This window comes from Sphingobium scionense (assembly GCF_014197035.1).
Classification (GTDB): domain Bacteria; phylum Pseudomonadota; class Alphaproteobacteria; order Sphingomonadales; family Sphingomonadaceae; genus Sphingobium; species Sphingobium scionense.
In genome coordinates this window covers 63,181-80,830 of record NZ_JACIEU010000014.1, presented here as the reverse complement: position 1 = coordinate 80,830, position 17,650 = coordinate 63,181, and the positions used below count along the sequence as shown (strand labels likewise).

The window sequence follows — 17,650 nt, the reverse complement described above, 5'->3', positions numbered from 1 at the left end:
GACCCAATGCCCGTCGTTCCGGTGGCTGGCGCCTCCTCCCGAAACCGGCCGGTCGTGCACGGCTTCACCAGTCCCGTTTCTCCGTCTTCAGCGACCAGTTTCGGGAAAACGCAATCGGGAACAGGTTTCGGGAAAGCGGCCCCGCCGGACGCTTCAGAAAGACGGATGTTGCCCGGGCCATCCCGTTCAAACTTCGTTTCCGGGAAGGGCTGTTGCATCGACACCGATGCGACGCTTCCCATCGACCGGTGGGGCCGCCTGCGGTCGCCTATCTGCATCACCCTCGACTAGGCCATTCCCGGTTTGTCATAGTCGTGCGACTGGACCGGACGTGCGGGACAGCATCCCCCGACTGGCGATCAACGCTGAGGCTGGACGATGTACCTCACGCTAGGGTCGTCGTTCCAGACTTGCGCCACATCATTCAATGGTACGCTGGTGAATGCTGGCTTGAAACCCGCGCCATGAGCCGCTGCGAGCAGCTCCGCCGCTCCGGCCAGCAGCTCCTTGACTGCGACGCTGCCGATGCCACTGCCGAGCAATTCCAATCCGGAGCTGCGAAGCATGTCGGCGCGAAGCGTTATGTCGACGCCGGCCGAATTGCCGATCTGCACATATCTCAGGCGCGGTTCGCCGGTCCGGGCTCCCCGATTGGTAGCGGCTGCCTTCAAAACGGCCATAGCAGGCTCGCCCCAGATGAAGTCGAGCACGACATCGACGCCTTGGTCGAACTCGTCCCGCAGCGTGGCATCCACATTGTCATCAAGCGCGATGCGGACATCGGCATCCAGCTCGCCCAGCCGCTCGCGGTTGCGCCCCACCGCGATGACCTTCGCGGCTCCCAGATGACGAGCAACCTGCACCGCCATGCTCCCGGCTGCCCCGGTTGCACCATTCACCAACACCGTCTCCCCGCCGGCTAGTCGGGCCCGCCGTGTCAGCGCGACCCAGGACGCGAGCCCGGCGGTGGAGATGGCTGCGGCCAGATCGTCGGCGAGCGCGTCAGGCACCGGCACCAGCATGTCGCTGGCGGCCAGCGATCGCTCCGCCATCGATCCGAACGGAGGCTTCGGGAAGAGAAAATAGACGCGACGCCCCTGCGGATCGACGCCGACGCCGTCCACACCCGGAACGAAGCCGGCCGTGGTACCACCCGAATAGTGCGCGCCGGCAGCTAGCGCCTTGACGATCGGGCTGAGGGGAGCGGCCGACACAGCGATAACGGTTTCACCGCTGCCCGCTTCCGGCTCGCGAAACTCAGTAACATGCGGCGGTACGCCGAATGTGTGCACGACTGCTGCTTTCATGGCGCGATTCCTTGTCGGTGTGATGCCGCCTTGTGGCTTGATCCACGCATACGATCTATGCTTGATAATCCGCCGTTTTTACGTGATCGTCTGGAATAGCAATGGATCCTCTCTCGCAACTGCTGTCGCTGCTCAAGCCGATCAGCTACATCACCGCCGGGTTCGATGCCGGCGGCGCTTGGTCGCTTGTTCTTGATGACCTCGCCGGCAGGATCAAATGCTACGCGGTCGTAAGGGGCGAATGCTGGCTGTCGCTCGACGGTGACGCCGCGCCGGTTCGTCTGAGCGAAGGCGACTGCTTCGTCCTCCCGACCGGGCGTTCTGCGACAATCGGGAGCGATTCCCAGCTGGTGCCGCAGCGGGCGAGCGAGGTGCTCGACCCGAACCGCAGTGGCGATGTCGTCACCTATAACGGAGGTGGCGACACATATCTCGTCGGAAGCCGTTTCGAGGTCAGCGGTCGCCACGCCGACTTGTTACTCAGTCGCCTGCCCCCGATGATCCGGATCGAAGGTGCCGGGGGGCAGACCCGGCTACGGTGGTGCATCGACCTGATGATGGAGGAGATGCGGGAGAAGTGCCCGGGCTTCGAACTGCTCGCGCAGCAACTGGCACAGATGATCCTCATCCAGGCGCTGCGCCTGTATCTTGCGACCCAGACCGAGACGGATACTGGATGGCTTGCAGGCCTTGCCGACCCACGGATCGCCACTGCCTTGGCCGCGATCCACATGGAACCAGCCTTTTCGTGGACGGTAGAGGAACTCGCCAGGCGCTCGGCCATGTCGCGGTCAACCTTCTCACACCTGTTTGCCGCCAAGGTCGGTGAAACACCGATCGCATATCTTACGCGTTGGCGGATGATGCTGGCGGCCGAGCGCCTGATCGGAAGTGGCGAAACGATCGCGGGTGTTGCGCAGTCAGTCGGCTATGTCTCCGAGCACGCCTTCAATCACGCTTTCCGTAGAACGATGGGGACATCGCCACGACGCTATGCGCGTGAGAGCAGGCGGGCGTAGATATGCCCGCTTTCCCGCTTCACCATCGTTTTCGGGACAGCTGACGGCATCATGCGCGACAGCTATCTGTCTCGGGGCTCCCAATAGCTGCCGGGCAGGAAAGTCCTACATTCAGCCGTTCGCGCACTGAGCGTAGCGACGGCGGGTTGAGAGCGGGCGGCGTCGGCGGACGACGGCGCATGGCAGGATGGCGGGCCGCGACCGACGATGATGAGGACTATGTCTACGCTATAGCGCTACGATAGCCGACGGGGCGCCAAGCGACGTGGTCGATTGGCGCTCAGCCTGCCTGAGTCATCCATTCCTCGGCATCCTTGCCAGCTGCAATCCTAAAAGGTGCCGTTGGGTCGGTAGCCGCTTGCCAGACCGCATTTGCAACGTCGGCCGCGTGCGTCACCGGGCGATCGCTCATTCGGAACTGCGCCATCATGCTTTCGATCAGCGGCGCATAGTCGGGATTATCAAGGCCACGCAGGTGCGGCATCGCATTGACCGCAAAGCTCGTCTCAGGTGAAGCTCCGGGCAGTATGATGTGCACCCGCACACCGAACGGCTCGACTTCGATCGCTAAGGATTCGGTGAGCGCGTTAACGGCTGCCTTGCTAGCCCGGTAAATGCCCACGAGCGGCAAGATTCTTAGCGTTACCGACGAGGTGATGTTGATGATGATGCCCGCCCGGCGTTCACGAAACTGCGGCAGCACCGCCTGGAGCATCGCCAACGTGCCGAGCGTGTTGGTTTCGAACAAGGTGCGAGCCGTTTCGGGGTTGATCAATTCGATCGGCGCCACGGTTCCGAACCCGGCATTGTTGACGAGGACATCGATCGATCCGGCAGCATCGACGGCACTAATGATGCTCGCGCTGTCAGTGACGTCGAGGGGCAGTATCTGCAGATTGTCGGAGGCCGGGAGCAGGTCGGCATTCGGGTTTCTCATCGTCGCCACCACCTTCCAGCCTCGATCGAGAAACAGGCGGGCAGTTTCGAGGCCGAAGCCCGAGGAGCAGCCGGTGATCAGAATTGTGGGCATGATAATGTCTCGGATTATGTTGATGGTACGGCGGAGATGGATGTGCTGGGCAGGGTTTTATTTTGGCGAGAGTATCGAATTCTTCCTGCGAAAGTCCGTGCACGACGGTTGATCCGGTCGCAAAATCGCGACACTTCCTCGCATCACCTGCCGCTGATACTCAGATGGCCCTTCCGACCAGATGCTCTGAAATCTCCCACAGTTGTTCGGCAATCTCGACGTCCAGCGCCTGCGGAGGAATCTTGGACGCGGCCGGATAGCCCCGCATTTCCCCAAGCCTGTCCGGACCGTAGTAAGCGCCGCCACGCGCCTGCTGTGACGTCGCAGCAAAGAGCGTGGGCAGCGCGCCTTGTGCCGCGGGCTGGAACATGAACCAGAGCAATGATCGTGCGATCCCTACGCCGCTCCAGCGACCGGGCGCATTGTGCAGGAGGTCGGTTCGCGAAATGCCCGGATGCGCAGCGATGCTGGTGATGCCCCAACCGCCCGCTTCGCTTCGCCGCTGCAACGAGAAGGCGAACATGAGGCAAGCAAGCTTCGACTGGCCGTAAGATCGCATGGGGTTGTAACTGTGGCGCGCATTCAGATCATCGAAGTCGATCGCCCCCTGCCGGGCGGCAACGCTCGACAGCGAAACGATACGCGCGTTCTTCCCGTTGCGCAGCAGCGGCATCAGGCCAGCCGTCAACGCGAAGTGACCAAGATAATTGGTGGCAAGCTGTAGCTCGAACCCGTCCACGGTCTCCTGGCGTTGCGGCGGCACCATCACGGCGGCGTTGTTGATGAGCAGATCGAGGCTGTCGCGCTGGCCCCGCAGCCGGTCACAAAAATCCGCCACCGACCGGAGGTTTGCAAGGTCGACCTGCTCGAAGCGGGCGGCCGCCGAGGGAACTTCGGCGCGGATGCGTTTCACCGCCTCCGCGCCCTTTCCGGGGTTGCGGCCGGCGATGATGACCTCTGCTCCCGCCCGCGCCAGAGCCAGGGCATCTTCAAGCCCAAGCCCGCCGGTCCCCGTCACGATGGCCGCACGCCCCTTTTGGGAGGGTATGTCCGATGCTGTCCATTTTGCCATATCGCTCTCCTCAGAACCGATACGACAGCGCGATACCGCCTGCCGGCTGCCAACGACGGCCCTCGTCGGTGACTGGGCTGGCGGCGGCATCGCCGACAAGATAGCTCGCGCCCGCACGGGCGATCACGCCGAAGCGGCGGCTGAACCAATAGCCTGCGGTCAGGCCCGCGCCCACGTCCTTGAAGCCCGAGCCAGTCCGATAGGCCGGCAACCCACTGGCGACCGCGGCGGTATCGTCGATGCCGAAATAAGTGCGCGTATAGTCCGCGTTCGCCCAGGTCGTTTGTGCGTCGAGCGAGAGGAAAAAGTCGGGCGTGCGTACCGCCGCGTAGCTTGCGCTCGCGGTGGCGAGCAGGCCGTCATGCGTATTCGAAACGTCATGGACCAGCGACAGCTCCATCTGAATCGAGCCTTGGCCATACTGGTCGCCGCCCAGCCGATATCCGATGAACCCGCCTGCCTCGATGGCCGTGTCGATTTCGGGCAGCAGACCGACCGCGCCGTCTGCGTCATTGCGCGGCAGGCGCGCGCCGATCACAGGGCCAATCGCGAACCGTGGGTCGGCAGCGAGATCGACCCGCAAACCCTGGCCGCGCAACTGAACCGTGGCTCGACCTATGCTCACCTCTCCCGTGACAAAGGGAAGCACGCGGACATCGTCGGCACCGTCAAATTCGGGAACGACACCTACGCCGACGGCAACCATGCCATGGGAGGATCCGTCTGCAGGCGCTTGCTGCGCATATGCTGACGTGCATGGCAAGATCATTCCGCAGGCAATTGTGATCGGGAGAAGAATACGCATCTTGGTTCCTTTCTTTGGATATCTGCGGCCACCAAAAGCGCCCCGTTACGGGAGACGTCATCCAGTGGCCGCGAGGTCGCCGGGGGCAGAGGGACGGGGGGCTCCCGGACCGACCTCAGTTCGTTCGAATGGATGGTGGCGCGTGCTTCAGAAGAAGCCGCTCGCGAATAGGAGCTTGCCGTTGATCCATTGCCTCGCCGGCACACGGCGCGGCGAAAGCACTGGTGAAGTCTTCCGGCCCGCCGATCCGTCCATAGGGCGTCATCCGCGGGGCCTGCCGACGAAGCGGCGCGGGAAGATGTTCCAGCATCAGGCCGTCCGACCAAATGTTACGCCACCAAGCTGCTCAACCGTGCCCCACAGCCTCGCCGCAGTTTTCTGGTCGTCGGCTTTTTCAGGAATCCCGGCCCAGCCGGGCAGGCCGCCCAGCCCCAGAAAGCCATTCGGTCCGTAATAGCCGCCGGCTACCGCTTGCGGCGACGTGGCCGCATACAGGGTCGGCAACGCGCCTTGAGCGGGCGGCTGGAAAAGGAAAGGCATATATCTGTGATTGCGCCCCTCCAGGCTGTCCGGGCCAGGACCGTCCGGGACCAGGTTGGTGCGAGCGATGCCGGGATGGGCTGCTATGGCCGAGATGCCCCAGCCTTCCGCCGCGCTGCGCCTCTGCATCTCGAAGGCGAGCATGAGGTTGGCGAGTTTGCTGTTGTCGTAAGCCGCGCCATAGTCGTAATCCTGAGCCAGTTGCAGGTCGGCGAAGTTGATCGCGCCCATGAGCGCGCGGCTGCTGGAGACCCAGACGATGCGCGGGGAATTGCCTTTGCGCAGCAGCGGCAGCAGTCGGGCGGTCAACGCAAAATGACCAAGCGTGTTCGTGGCAAAGACCCGTTCGAACCCGTCGGCGCTCACCTCGCGGCTTTTCCGTCCCATGACACCGGCGTTGTTGACGAGAATGTCCAGACTTCCTCGGGAAGCCCGCATCCGCTCCGCAAATTCGGCAACGGAAGCGAGGTTCGAAAGATCAAGGGCCTCGAAGCGGATCGAAGCGCCGGGAACGCTGGCCTTGATGCGCCGGACGGCTTCCTCGCCCCGTTCCTGCTTTCGGGATGCAATCGTCACATCCGCACCGGCGCGGGCGAGCTCAAGGGCGTCGTGGAAGCCCAGGCCACTTCGGTCGTCCACGGGATAGCCGTTGCCGCCCGTGACGAGTGCCGAACGCCCGCGCAATGAGGGGATGTCGGTTGCCGTCCAATCGGGGATTGTCGGCAATCCCTGCTGGCGCGGGGATAGTGCTGGCCTGTTCGCCATGGCCGCGATGCCGCCGCCTACAGCCGCGACACCGACGCTCGCCGCGCCATATCGAACAAATGCGCGGCGAGACAATCCCGATGCCTGGACTTTTGGAGCCCTGTTATCTTCCAGCGAGTCTGTCATTTGAAGAAGCCTTCCGAAAAACGCGGTTTGCGCGTTGTCAGCCGATGTCGATGTTGCGGAAGGACGCTGCGATACGCCGGTTGGCGACCAGTATGGCGACGCCCGTCAGGGCGCTCGCGGCCGGGACAGCCAGCATCCCGAGTGCAAGACCATTGGGAATTCCGGTCTCGGTCGCCGCATCGCTGATCATGCCGACGATCAATGGTCCGAATGCCGGGCCGAACAGGCCGGAGCCGATCATGACCAGACTCGTCGCCATCGCTTCCTTGCCCTTGCCGGCCACCAGATGCGCGGCGCCGAACCCCCAGGGCAGCATGAAAGCGAAGGACAGCATGGCCGGCACCAGCAATATGATCGAGAGCCAGGGGACAGGCACGAAAAGCGCGACCGTCGTCGTCACGCTGGCGATCAGGAAAAGAATGCCGGGCGGACCCAGCACTCGCCCGGTGCCCGATCGGGCCGCACGGTCGAACCACCGCCCACCGATCAATGTGCCGAAAATGCCCATCAGGCCCTGCAGCAGACCGAAAGCGAGGCCGGCCTCGCTGGCGCTGTAGCCATGGGTCCGCATGAGAAAAGGAGCGGCGAAGGCATAGAAGGGAGCGGCCGCGAAGCCGCTGATCATCGCGCCGATGAAGAGCCAGCGAAATCCCAGGGAGGAAAGCAACCGAACGCTGGCGTGCAGGAACGGCTCGCCCGAGGTCGTGGCGGTTTTGCGCGGTGGGGTCGGGCCGACGATCACGAAGGCCAGCAAACCGATTATGCCGCCGAGCGCTCCGGCGCCGATCAGTACGGTGCGCCAGCCCAAAGTGTCGCTCATCGCGCCGCCAACGGCGAAACCGACCATAGTGCCGAGCGGGATGCCAAGCGCGAACAGACCGATCGCGAGACCGCGCCGTTCCGGCCTGATCTTGCGGGCGATGATCGCGTGACCGGCCGGGGTTCCTCCCGCCTCACCGAACGCGACGCCGAAGCGTGTGAAGGCCAGGACCATGAAGCTCGCGGCGACACCCCCGAGCGCCGTCATCGCGCTCCAGACCAATGTGCATGAAACTATAACGAGACGGGGTGAGTCCCTGTCGGATACCCGCGCAAGCGGCAAGGAAAGGAGCGTATAGCAGACCGCGAAAGCGATACCGGTAAGCAAGCCTATCTGGGCGTCGCTAAGAGAAAGCTCGGATTTTATCGCTTCCGCCATGATGAATGGCAGCATGCGATCGACTTGAGAGGTAAGACTTACCAGAAACAAAACAGCAAGAATTGCAACAACGCGCGGGCCGTCAATATACTCGCTCTCATCATCATGAATAACGGAGATATGGACTTCCGGCTTGCCGGTTGACGAGGCTGCGATTTCTGTCATGATAAGTGCATTCCTCGCTTGGCTGACGCTCTCAAGCTAGAGGAAGTGACAGATGACCAGAATGCCCGATGCCTCAATAAACTTGCCTATTCCTGCAAGTCTCGATACGCTTCAGCCTGAGGGGCGCGTCTTACGCTGGCCTCGCAACCCATCGGAGGTCCGCGTGTCGTCATCGCTGCGCCAAGCCGTCAGTGCCTACATTGATGCGCAGGGCGGCGGACAGGGTCTCTTTCCGACGCCGATCGACAGCGTCAATGTCCTGCGCTCATTCCAGGCAAGAATGCCGATGCGGCAGATCTACAAGCCCTCGGTCTGCATCGTCCTTCAGGGGGCGAAGGAGATCAATTTCGGCGACGAGATATTCCGGTACGGCGCGATGGAATGCCTTGCCGTCGGAATGGACCTGCCGGCAACCGGTCGGGTCGTCGAAGCCAGCCCGGACGCGCCCTATACCGGCATCACGATCGAGCTGGACATTGCGATGATGCGGGACGTGCTGGAACAGGTCGATACGCCATTTGCGTTGCCGGCTAGCCCCGGCCCCTGCCTGTTCGTCACCCAAGTCGATGAACCGCTGGCGGATTGCATCCTGCGGCTCATCCGGCTGTTCGAGACGCCAAAGGCGATCCCGGTCCTCTACCCATCGCTCATGCGCGAAATCTGCTATTGGCTTCTTTCCAGCCCTCATGGCGGCGAATTGTGCAAGCTGGCCTTGCCTGAGACCAATGCCGCGCGCGTCGCCAGGGCAATCTATGTCATTCACACGGGAATCGCGCAGACCTTGCGTGTGGAACAACTGGCCGAAGCGGCGCGGATGAGCGCTTCGTCCTTCCATCAGCACTTCAAGGCTTTGACGTCGATGACGCCGCTTCAATACCAGAAGCAACTACGACTGATCGAGGCGCGGCGGATGATGGTCATAGAGGATGTCAACGTGGCGGAGGCGGCCTACCAGGTCGGCTATGAAAGCGCGTCCCAGTTCAGCCGGGAATATTCGCGAATGTTCGGCGTTGCCCCCAAACGGGACGTCATGAACCAGCAGCGGCTGTACAACGAGTATGTGAACCGCAGAGTCCAGCCAGCGTAATCCGGTCGGGCGGTGTGGATCAATTCCGCACCGCCTGAGGGGCCACGGCTCACATCAGCTTTTCCTGCGCCGCCTGATGGACGGTCCGCACGACCGGTTGGAAGCCAAGGCCGCGTGCCAGCGAGACATCCATGTGGAGATGCCAGGGATTGGCCAGCGGCTCCGATGACGGGTCCATCGATCCGCCGACAAGGGCGACAAGCTCGTAGATCGAGGTGGGCGCATCATCGCCGATATTGACGATCCGCCCGTCCATGGCGCCAGCCAGCGCCAACTTCATGGCGGTGGCGATGTCGCGGTGATGCACCATGCTCATCCGCTGCGCGGGGTGCATTTTGAAATTGGCGACAAGGCGCGGCAATTCTTCCAGATGGCCGTCTCCGTCTCCATAAACGAAGCCGAACCGTTGGATCGACCAGTTCAGTCCGCTTTCACGCAGGGCATTCTCGGCGGCGAGCTTGCTGGCGGGGTAGGCCTGCTGTGGGTCCACCGCATCCGCCTCCTGTCCGGGGCGAGGACTGTCGGTGCCATAGATGTGGGACGTGCTGGCGAGGATGAAGCGCGCCGCGGGCGCGTGCGCCTGCGCTGCGGCTATGAGATTGCGTGTGCCATCGAGATTGCTTTTCCAGATCAGGTCGGCGTCGGGCGTGCGAAACACGGCAGCAAGATGGATGATCGCCGACACGCCTTCCACGGCCCGTGCGAGTGAAGTGGGGTCGAGAAGGTCGGCCTCCACCGCGCTTGCGCCGGCAGGCGGCGCCTTGCCCTCGCGCATGAGCGCGCGACACGCAAATCCTGCATCGATGAGACGTGGCACGAGGCGGGCACCGACAAGTCCGGTGGCACCGGTCACGAGTATGGTCATGACTTTGTTCCTTTGTGAGCGGTATTTTCGAGCCGCTCCGTTGCGATCCGAAGCACCCTCACCGCTGTTGCGATGTCGGTATCATCGATGCCGTCGAACGCGGCCGAGCGAATGAAGGAGAGGTCAGGCAAGGTGCGCCACAGGGCCTCGCCGGCGGCGGTGATGCGCAGGAGCCTCTGGCGCTGATCGACCCGGTCGGGCTCCTGCGCGACCAGCCCCTTGCGCACGAGTGTCGCGACAAGGCCGGTCATCGTGGCGCGTTCGATTCCGAGCAGCCGCACGAGATCGCGCTGCATCGTCGGCCCGTCATTCACGAGCTGGTGGAGCACATACCATTGCACGGATCCGAGGTCATAAGGGCGCAGGGTGGAATCCATGACCGCCCGGCCGGCAAAGTAACATCGCTTAGCCCATGCTCCGATGATATCGCGACCTGAGCCCTGCAGTTCATCACCCATTGGCGCACCTTTCAATTCGCTAGACACCTAGCAAATATGTAAGGTGCCTAGCGAATGTCAAGACATTACCGTCCGATCGCCAAGGTTAGCCGTGCAGAACAGATCACCGTGGAAAGCCGGGTCTCACCCAATGATGCTCTTGCTTTTCGCTGTCGATGCAGGCCACGTTCTCCACTGAATCGCCCCCGAGAGCCGCTGCGAACCAATCAAGGAAGCGCACCCCGTTGACCTGACGGGTGTAGAAGCGATCCAGGACGTGAGGACGTCCGCGGTTATCCAGAGCGTTCAGCGCTGGTACTGCGTCGTAATATCCTCCGATAATGCCTTCGTCATGTCCCCAACTTGTGTAAGTTCGAAAGTTCGGAACACGTTCGCGGATATAAGCGTGCGCCTCGTCCATGTTCGCCCCCACGTCTGGAGAAGCGACCCCCATGAGATGCAGGAAGAGCCCCTGTATGGCGTCGTGACGCTCGTTATATTGGTGGAACGTGATTTCAGGATGCAGTTCGGCAGCGCGGACGTAGAGGTCTTCCAGTGAGAGGGCCTCGATCTCGATATCCTGAAACCCACTGATCCTTCTGAGGACGTTCGCGGTCCCCCAGGATGCAAACAGCGGCACGAGTTTCTCCCCGGCCCGATAGGCACCTCCGCCATCGGCGAAGTGCCTGATCAGAGCGGCCGGGTAATTCTCCGCCACAATATGCGTGTAGACCGGGGATGCGATCGCCCCAGCGCTCCAGCCGATGACCGCAACGGTCTTCGGGTCCGGGTAAGCACTGAACATCCAATCCAGCGCACAGACCGCATTGTCATAGCCCTTGTGCAGGATGTCGATCTTGCCTGGGGGGCGATCGTCGCTTTCGGGCACATCATAGGTCGTGATGGAATCACCGAGAAACACGTCGCCGTTCGCCGTTGGAAGATAGACCAGAGTATAATCGGCGAGGGGGTTTTCCGGATTTTCGCTGTCGAAGATGCCGCCGAAATCACTTGGGCCGTCGCCAAGTCCCGCAAAGGGTCGGTAAAATGGCCTACCGTGAAGCGCACAGTTCTCACCTGTCCAGCAAGCGCCGCCGCCAGCAAGAATGACAGCCAGTTTGGTGGCATCGCCTTCCCTAACCCAGAAGGAATATGGCGTGCCTTGAGAAGCGCCAGGCGCTCCGGTCGGCAGGACATTCCGCCAGTCGGTTTCAGGCCTTCGATCCGCTAGTCGCCGATTTCCGGAATATGGTGTGTCGCCAGGCATGACAAGTTTCCGCTGAGGAGGTTGCTGTCTACATGCAGGAGGTTCCGAACAAGCGCCAGACGCATCAGATTCACATTATAGTTGCATAAGACGCTATATTAGATCGCGGTGGCAATCTAAGCTGGCCTCATGACCACCATAGACATGAACCTGCTTTCGGCGTTGGACACGCTTCTCGCCGAGGGAAGCGTCACCGGTGCGGCAAAGCGTCTTGGCTTGAGTGCCTCGGCCATGAGCCGCACTCTGGCCCGTCTCCGCGCGGCTACGGGTGATCCGTTGCTTGTCCGGGCGGGCCGTAAACTGGTGCCAACGCCCAGGGCCGCAGAAATACGAGACCAGGTTCACGCCCTCGCTCGCGATGTGCGGGCCGTCCTCAGCCCGAAATCCGCCAACGTCGACATCGCGACGATGGAACGATCATTCACGATCCGCTCAAACGAGGGGTTCATCGAAATGTTTTCCGGCCCCATCGTTGCGGCCCTGACATCACAGGCGCCGCGCGCGCGCATCCGCTTCGCGCCAAAACCGAACAAGAATTCCGCTGCTCTCCGCGAAGGGGAGATTGACCTTGATATTGGTGTGCTTGGGGACTTTGCGCCTGAAATACGCGCACAATCGATTTTCCGCGATCGCTTCGTTGGCGCGGTTCGGACTGGGCATCCTTTGCTGGCCTCGGCAGTGACGCCCGCGCTCTATGCCACTTGCAAACATGTCGTGGCGTCACGCAGGGGAGCGTTCGTCGGACCGGTCGATGATGCGCTTGGCGAACTCGGCCTACGCCGGGAAATCACGGTCGTTGTCCCCGGTTTTTCGGACGCCCTCCGCATCGCTCGTCAATCTGACCTGATCGCGCTCGTACCAGGTTCATGCGCTCGCAGCGCCGATCCCGTCATGGAAGGCTTGAGCGTTTTCGACCTGCCGGTTCCTACGCCCGAGATAGCCATATCGGCGATGTGGCATCCGCGCATGGATGCCGATCCCGGTCATCGTTGGCTACGCGAAACTGTGATGGCTACATGCCGCCTGGCATCGTCCTTGGATCGACACTGTCCTCCCCAGGCGAGGATGCAGGAATAGGCAGAAAGTTTGCGCTATTCGGCATTCTGTAGACGCCAGTCGTCACGTAGCTTTGGGACACAACGCAATCGCCGGGATGATCGCGGACGCATTGCCTCCACAGAAAACGCCGAGCCTTCGGGTCGCACTGAAGCTTAGCGCGCGGCTTCCCGGCCGGTCAGTTGGAGAGGCCCGAAGGAACGCCCTATGCTGGAATTCATCAGGAAACCGTTGCTGGCTGCTGTGCTGATACCGGCAATGACGAGCTTGCCGGTAGGAGTTGCTCTCGCACAAGCCACCTCACCAAGTCAGATCATTGGGATTTGGGAGGCTGAAGACGGCAACGTCAAGTTTGAGATGTTCGATGCGGGAGGGAGTTATGCGGCCCGCTCGATCTATGGCGTGCGCCTCGTCGAAGCGGATGGCAAGACCTTCAAGAAGGATACGCATAATCCCGACCCGAAGCTGAGGGACCGTTCGCTCAAGGGTATCGTCTTCATTACCAATCTCGCGTGGGATGCACGTGACCGGCGCTGGGAAGGCGGCAATATGTACGACCCGTCGTCAGGCCGGTCACTCTCCGCACGCGTTTCCCTGGTCGGCGGTAAGATGGAGCTGCGTGCCTATATGGGCACCCCGATGCTGGGTAGGACTATGGTTCTGCGTCGCGCGCAGTGACCTCGGGCGTCGAGCCGAGCTTGCTGCCGCTCGCCCAAACATGCCTTTCATCAAGAGGCGTGCCATGAACACCGACAGTAACGCGACCGTGATCCGCGTGAGGATGTCGGATGTCGGCAGGAAACTCGAAACAACTCAACATGCCGCGCTGCGCGTGAGTGCCCGACTGCTCATCCTCGCCAGTTGGATCAGCGGCGCCATCTTCGCCGTCTATATCATCGGTTTCTTCGGCGGATCTGTCATGGGCGGTTCCGGCGAGCGATGGAACGAGTCCCTTCCCGACCTCTATGACGAACGAACATGGCTTTCGACAGCCGCTATTGGCGCTCATTTCATGGCGGGGGGCGTGCTGTTGTTGCTTGGCCCGGTCCAGCTGTTCGAGAGTGTGCGGCGCAACTTTCCGGTCTTCCATCGTTGGCTGGGCCGCATCTACGTCCTTTCGGCCGGGTTCGCGGGTCTTGGCGGACTCGGATTCATACTGGGACGAGGCACGGTCGGCGGCCCGCTGATGGATGTCGGCTTCGGCATCTACGGGGCGTTGATGGTACTGTGCGCTCTCATGGCGTACTCTCGCGCCCGGGCGGGCCGCTATCGGGAGCATCGCGCGTGGGCGATCCGGCTCTTCGCACTGACTGTCGGTTCCTGGCTCTATCGAATGGAATATGGCGCCTGGCACGTGGTGACAGGTGGTATCGGCATCGAACGCGGCTTCACCGGATGGTTCGACGCGATCATGATGTTCTTCTTTTACGTTCCCAATCTCCTTGTCGCTGAATCGTTCATCAGGTCGCGGCGGCAGGAGCATGGAACAGTCGCCAGCCTGGGAACAGCGGCAATGCTCTTTGCCGCCAGCGCCTTCATCATCTTCGCGACATGGAACTTCACCGCCCGCAACTGGGGACCAAGAATGATCAGCGGGATTGCGGAAGTGTCGCTGTAGGCGATGTCCAGCCAGCGACCTTCTGCATCGAACGAAATGCAGGAACGGGCAGGTTTCTTGCCGCTTCGGGCATGGCAATTGGTGGCTCCACAGGCTTGGTGAGGATGAAGGCGAAAGGCCGAGCGGGTCCAGGACAATTGTCCCGCGGTGCCTTTGCCACAACCGGAGAACCAAGGGCTATTCATGACGAAATGGACGACTGAGAAGATTCCGCCGCAACAGGGTCGCTCGGCGATCGTCACAGGCACCGGCGGCTTGGCGTATGAAGATGCATTGGCTCTGGCACGCGCTGGCGCCAGTGTCGTGATTGCTGGGCGCAATCCTGAGAAGGGCGCTGATGCCGTTGCAGCGATCAAGGCTGTTATGCCCGAAGCGCAGGTTCGGTTCGCCTTGCTTGACCTAGCCAAGCTCGCCTCGGTCGCCGAGTTCGCAGCGCAGATTGCGCGCGAGCAGGATAGCCTCGATATCCTGATCAACAATGCCGGTGTCATGACCCCGCCGCAGCGCTTCGAAACCAGTGACGGTTTCGAACTACAATTCGGCACGAATTATCTCGGCCATTTCGCGCTGACGGCGCACTTACTGCCCCTGTTGAAAGCCGGCAAGAAACCTCGCGTTGTAACGGTCGGCAGCATTGCCTCCCGCAGGGGTGCGATCAACTTCGACGATCTCCAAGCCGAACGCGGCTACAGGCCAATGCAAGTCTATGCGCAGTCAAAGCTTGCCTGTGAAATGTTCGCCCTTGAACTGGGCCGCCGCAGCGAGGCGGCCGGATGGGGTATCCAAAGCATGGGGGCTCATCCCGGCCTCTCGCGCACCGGACTTCTCTACAACGCGCCGGGCCGTCCCCGTCTTGCCATTTTCGTTCTGCGTCGCCTCTTTCGGCTGATGTTCCAATCCGCGGCTCAAGGCGCGTTGCCCACTCTCTTTGCAGCGACAGATCCGGCGGCACGTAATGGCGCCTATTACGGCCCGGACGGATTTGGCGGTGCGCGCGGTTTTCCCACCGCTGAGAAGTCTCCGGTGCGAGCACTGGACACTGCCGTGGCAGCACGTCTCTGGGAGGAATCGCTGCAACTCGTGAACGTGACCTTCGCATGAGCGGCGAGCCGGCCGACGCCGCAGGGGAGATGCTTGCCTGCGCAAGGTCGCTCAAAGTCAGGAGCGCAGGGTGAGGAAGTGGAGTTGTGAATGCCGGCTTATGCAAGGTGGCGGTAGCGGCGTTCCTGTACCACCTCTTCGCAGATTTCCTCCTCGACTGCATGAAGTAGGGCCGAACGACGCGGCGGCAAGCCAAACCCCGATCGGGTTACGCGCCCGTAGCGCCGAGGGGAACAGCCCATTATACGCTTGAAGGCCGTGCTGAACGCGCTCTCCGATTCATAGCCCAGGGAGATAGCAATCGCCGAAACAGTGTCGTCAGAGTGCTCCAGCCTCTCGCAGGCCAGGAGCATTCGCCACCGTGTTACATATTGCATTGGCGGCTCACCGACCCGCTCCTTGAACCTGAGGGCAAAGGTCGAGCGCGACATACCGGCGACCTCGCCGAGCTGTTGGAGGCACCAGGGATATGCGGGATCGGCATGGATTGCCTTGATCGCAGCGCCTAGATGTTTGTCTGCCAACGTGAAAAACCAACCGACCCGGTTGCCGTCGCTCGAGTCCAGATGCACACGCAGCGCTTGCACCAGCATCAGATGCGCCAGATGCTGCACGGCAAGGCTGTTGCCAGGCTGGTCGTCGCGCAGTTCCCTCATCATCTGCTCGACCAAAGATCGCAGGGCCACCTGCGCAGACTGATCGCGGATGTGAACGATAGGAGGGAGCAGACCGAGCAGCATGTCGGCATGATTGCCTGAAATCCCGAACCGGCTGCCGACCAGGAATAATCCACCGCCGCCGTTGAGCGTGACGACGTCGCCCCTTCGCGCGGTTGGGAATATCTCTCCGGCTCCGATCGCAGGTCCGTCGATATCGCTGCCAAGCCTGAAGGGATGGCCCGAAGGCAGCACGAAGCAATCGCCGGCCTCCAACCGCACGGGATCGCCGACACCCTCGACGGCGAGCCAGCAGCCACCCGACACGATCGCATAGCATTTGATGAGCTTGTGCTGGTCGCCGAACTGGACGGCCCAGTCACCTCCCGCATCGAAGCCCGACGAAACATAGGCGTGTGGCTTCAACAAAGAGAGGATGTCGGATAGCGGGTCCATAGCAAGTCTCGGATGATCGCAAAGGAAATGCAGATTATCGCGCATAGATCGTCCCGGCGCAACCGCCTACATACTCTGCCAGACAGAATGGCGACGACGGGACCACCCCTCCCGCGAGCCAATGGAGCGCGGACATGGCCGCGCCTCGGCCAACATACACCGGAGTTGAGCATGATCGTTGTGACCGCCCCGACCGGCCTTATCGGTCGGCAACTTGTCCAAATCCTCCTTCGGGCGGACGCGCCGATCCGGGTAATCGCGCGCGATCCATCGCATCTGCCCGACGAGGTGCGCAGCCGCGCCGAAGTCATCAACGGCTCTCATGGTGACGCTGGCGTCGTGAGCCGTGCATTCGATGGAGCCGACGCCGTGTTCTGGCTCGTGCCTCCCGATCCGAAGGCGGTTTCGGTCATGGCTGCTTACGTTGATTTCACGCGCCCCGCTGTCGCCGCCCTGGATGAGCATGGTATCAAGCGCGTCGTATCGATCACCGCGCTCGGACGGGGTTCGCCGCTCGCCGGCAGGGCCGGTTATGTCGCTGGCTCGCTGGCGATGGACGACCTGATCGCCGGTACTGGCGTAGCGCTTCGTAGTCTCGCCATGCCGTCCTTCATGGACAATATTGCCCGGCAGGCAGGCACAATCCAGGAGCACGGCAAGTTCTTTCTGCCGATCGCCGGCGATCTCAAGCTACCAAGCGTCGCGACGCGCGACATTGCAGCGGTCGCGACGCGCTGGTTGCTCGACGACAGCTGGACCGGTCAGAGCGAGGTGCCGGTTCTCGGTCCCGAGGATATTTCATTCAATGACATGGCCGAGATCCTTTCCGACGTGCTCGGCAAGCCGGTCATCTATGAGCAGATCCGTCTCGACGCCTATAACGCCCGGTTCGTGCAGTTCGGTATGACCGCCGCCATGGCGAGAGGCATGGCCGATATGGCTTGGGCGAAGGATCAGGGCCTCGATCTGACGGTGCCGAGGACGGTAGAAAATTCCACGCCAACCAGCTTCCGTCAATGGTGCGAGGACACGCTCAAGCCCGCCGTGCTTGGCCAGGTCAACCAACGGATACACCCCTAG

Annotated in this window: 18 protein-coding genes; 7 read left to right on the top strand and 11 right to left on the bottom strand. The window is 61.9% G+C overall.

Annotated elements, in window-relative coordinates; translation table 11 throughout:
- Positions 1–359: 359 nt before the first annotated feature.
- The gene (locus GGQ90_RS17175; RefSeq protein ID WP_188083208.1) at positions 360–1,307 is read right to left on the bottom strand and encodes a quinone oxidoreductase family protein; all 948 of its coding nucleotides are present in this window, start codon (positions 1,305–1,307) and stop codon (positions 360–362) included.
- Between the two features lie 101 nt (positions 1,308–1,408).
- Between GGQ90_RS17175 and GGQ90_RS17170 the strand changes: the two genes are divergently transcribed.
- Positions 1,409–2,326, top strand: coding sequence for an AraC family transcriptional regulator (locus GGQ90_RS17170; RefSeq protein ID WP_188083207.1), 918 nt, complete (start codon positions 1,409–1,411; stop codon positions 2,324–2,326).
- A 280-nt stretch (positions 2,327–2,606) separates the two neighbouring features.
- Here GGQ90_RS17170 and GGQ90_RS17165 read toward each other — a convergent pair whose 3' ends face one another.
- The 6 genes from GGQ90_RS17165 to GGQ90_RS17140 form a co-directional block, all read right to left on the bottom strand.
- The gene (locus GGQ90_RS17165) at positions 2,607–3,356 is read right to left on the bottom strand and encodes an SDR family oxidoreductase (protein ID WP_188083206.1); all 750 of its coding nucleotides are present in this window, start codon (positions 3,354–3,356) and stop codon (positions 2,607–2,609) included.
- 160 nt (positions 3,357–3,516) lie between these two features.
- Entirely contained in the window at positions 3,517–4,428 is a 912-nt protein-coding gene (locus tag GGQ90_RS17160; protein ID WP_188083205.1) for an SDR family oxidoreductase, read from the bottom strand.
- Positions 4,429–4,438: 10 nt separating this feature from the next.
- A complete protein-coding gene (locus tag GGQ90_RS17155) occupies positions 4,439–5,233 on the bottom strand; it encodes a MipA/OmpV family protein (protein ID WP_188083204.1) in 795 nt (264 codons plus the stop codon).
- 115 nt (positions 5,234–5,348) lie between these two features.
- Complete coding sequence (locus GGQ90_RS17150; protein ID WP_133494685.1) at positions 5,349–5,543, bottom strand: hypothetical protein; 195 nt, start codon at positions 5,541–5,543, stop codon at positions 5,349–5,351.
- Complete coding sequence (locus GGQ90_RS17145) at positions 5,543–6,664, bottom strand: SDR family oxidoreductase (protein WP_133494684.1); 1,122 nt, start codon at positions 6,662–6,664, stop codon at positions 5,543–5,545. Before GGQ90_RS17145 ends, GGQ90_RS17150 begins: the two co-directional genes overlap by 1 nt.
- A 37-nt stretch (positions 6,665–6,701) precedes the next feature.
- A complete protein-coding gene (locus GGQ90_RS17140; RefSeq protein ID WP_188083203.1) occupies positions 6,702–8,027 on the bottom strand; it encodes an MFS transporter in 1,326 nt (441 codons plus the stop codon).
- Between the two features lie 52 nt (positions 8,028–8,079).
- Between GGQ90_RS17140 and GGQ90_RS17135 the strand changes: the two genes are divergently transcribed.
- Positions 8,080–9,114: an AraC family transcriptional regulator gene (locus GGQ90_RS17135; RefSeq protein ID WP_236727356.1), complete on the top strand. Its 1,035-nt coding sequence runs from the start codon at positions 8,080–8,082 to the stop codon at positions 9,112–9,114.
- 49 nt (positions 9,115–9,163) lie between these two features.
- Here GGQ90_RS17135 and GGQ90_RS17130 read toward each other — a convergent pair whose 3' ends face one another.
- The 3 genes from GGQ90_RS17130 to GGQ90_RS17120 all read right to left on the bottom strand — a co-directional run bounded on the left by GGQ90_RS17130 (position 9,164) and on the right by GGQ90_RS17120 (position 11,683).
- A complete protein-coding gene (locus GGQ90_RS17130) occupies positions 9,164–9,979 on the bottom strand; it encodes an NAD-dependent epimerase/dehydratase family protein (protein ID WP_188083202.1) in 816 nt (271 codons plus the stop codon).
- A complete protein-coding gene (locus GGQ90_RS17125; RefSeq protein WP_051586849.1) occupies positions 9,976–10,437 on the bottom strand; it encodes a MarR family winged helix-turn-helix transcriptional regulator in 462 nt (153 codons plus the stop codon). The genes GGQ90_RS17130 and GGQ90_RS17125 overlap by 4 nt, the downstream gene beginning before the upstream one ends.
- A gap of 103 nt (positions 10,438–10,540) precedes the next feature.
- Positions 10,541–11,683, bottom strand: a complete 1,143-nt coding sequence (locus GGQ90_RS17120; protein ID WP_188083201.1) for a hypothetical protein — start codon at positions 11,681–11,683, stop codon at positions 10,541–10,543.
- Positions 11,684–11,812: 129 nt separating this feature from the next.
- Between GGQ90_RS17120 and GGQ90_RS17115 the strand changes: the two genes are divergently transcribed.
- From GGQ90_RS17115 to GGQ90_RS17100, 4 genes are all read left to right on the top strand, one after another.
- Positions 11,813–12,760, top strand: coding sequence for a LysR family transcriptional regulator (locus tag GGQ90_RS17115; RefSeq protein ID WP_188083200.1), 948 nt, complete (start codon positions 11,813–11,815; stop codon positions 12,758–12,760).
- Positions 12,761–12,946: 186 nt separating this feature from the next.
- Positions 12,947–13,417 carry a DUF2147 domain-containing protein gene (locus GGQ90_RS17110; protein WP_036526109.1) on the top strand — a complete coding sequence of 157 codons (471 nt, stop codon included), beginning with the start codon at positions 12,947–12,949 and terminating at the stop codon, positions 13,415–13,417.
- A 64-nt stretch (positions 13,418–13,481) separates the two neighbouring features.
- Positions 13,482–14,357 (top strand): DUF2306 domain-containing protein, encoded by an 876-nt coding sequence (locus tag GGQ90_RS17105; RefSeq protein ID WP_036526220.1) that lies wholly within the window; start codon positions 13,482–13,484, stop codon positions 14,355–14,357.
- 183 nt (positions 14,358–14,540) lie between these two features.
- Positions 14,541–15,458, top strand: a complete 918-nt coding sequence (locus GGQ90_RS17100; RefSeq protein WP_188083199.1) for an SDR family oxidoreductase — start codon at positions 14,541–14,543, stop codon at positions 15,456–15,458.
- Between the two features lie 98 nt (positions 15,459–15,556).
- Here the strand turns inward: GGQ90_RS17100 and GGQ90_RS17095 are convergent, their stop codons facing one another.
- A complete protein-coding gene (locus tag GGQ90_RS17095) occupies positions 15,557–16,615 on the bottom strand; it encodes an AraC family transcriptional regulator (RefSeq protein WP_246428283.1) in 1,059 nt (352 codons plus the stop codon).
- 126 nt (positions 16,616–16,741) lie between these two features.
- Here GGQ90_RS17095 and GGQ90_RS17090 point away from each other — a divergent pair, with 126 nt between their 5' ends.
- Positions 16,742–17,650, top strand: coding sequence for an NAD(P)H-binding protein (locus tag GGQ90_RS17090; protein WP_188083198.1), 909 nt, complete (start codon positions 16,742–16,744; stop codon positions 17,648–17,650).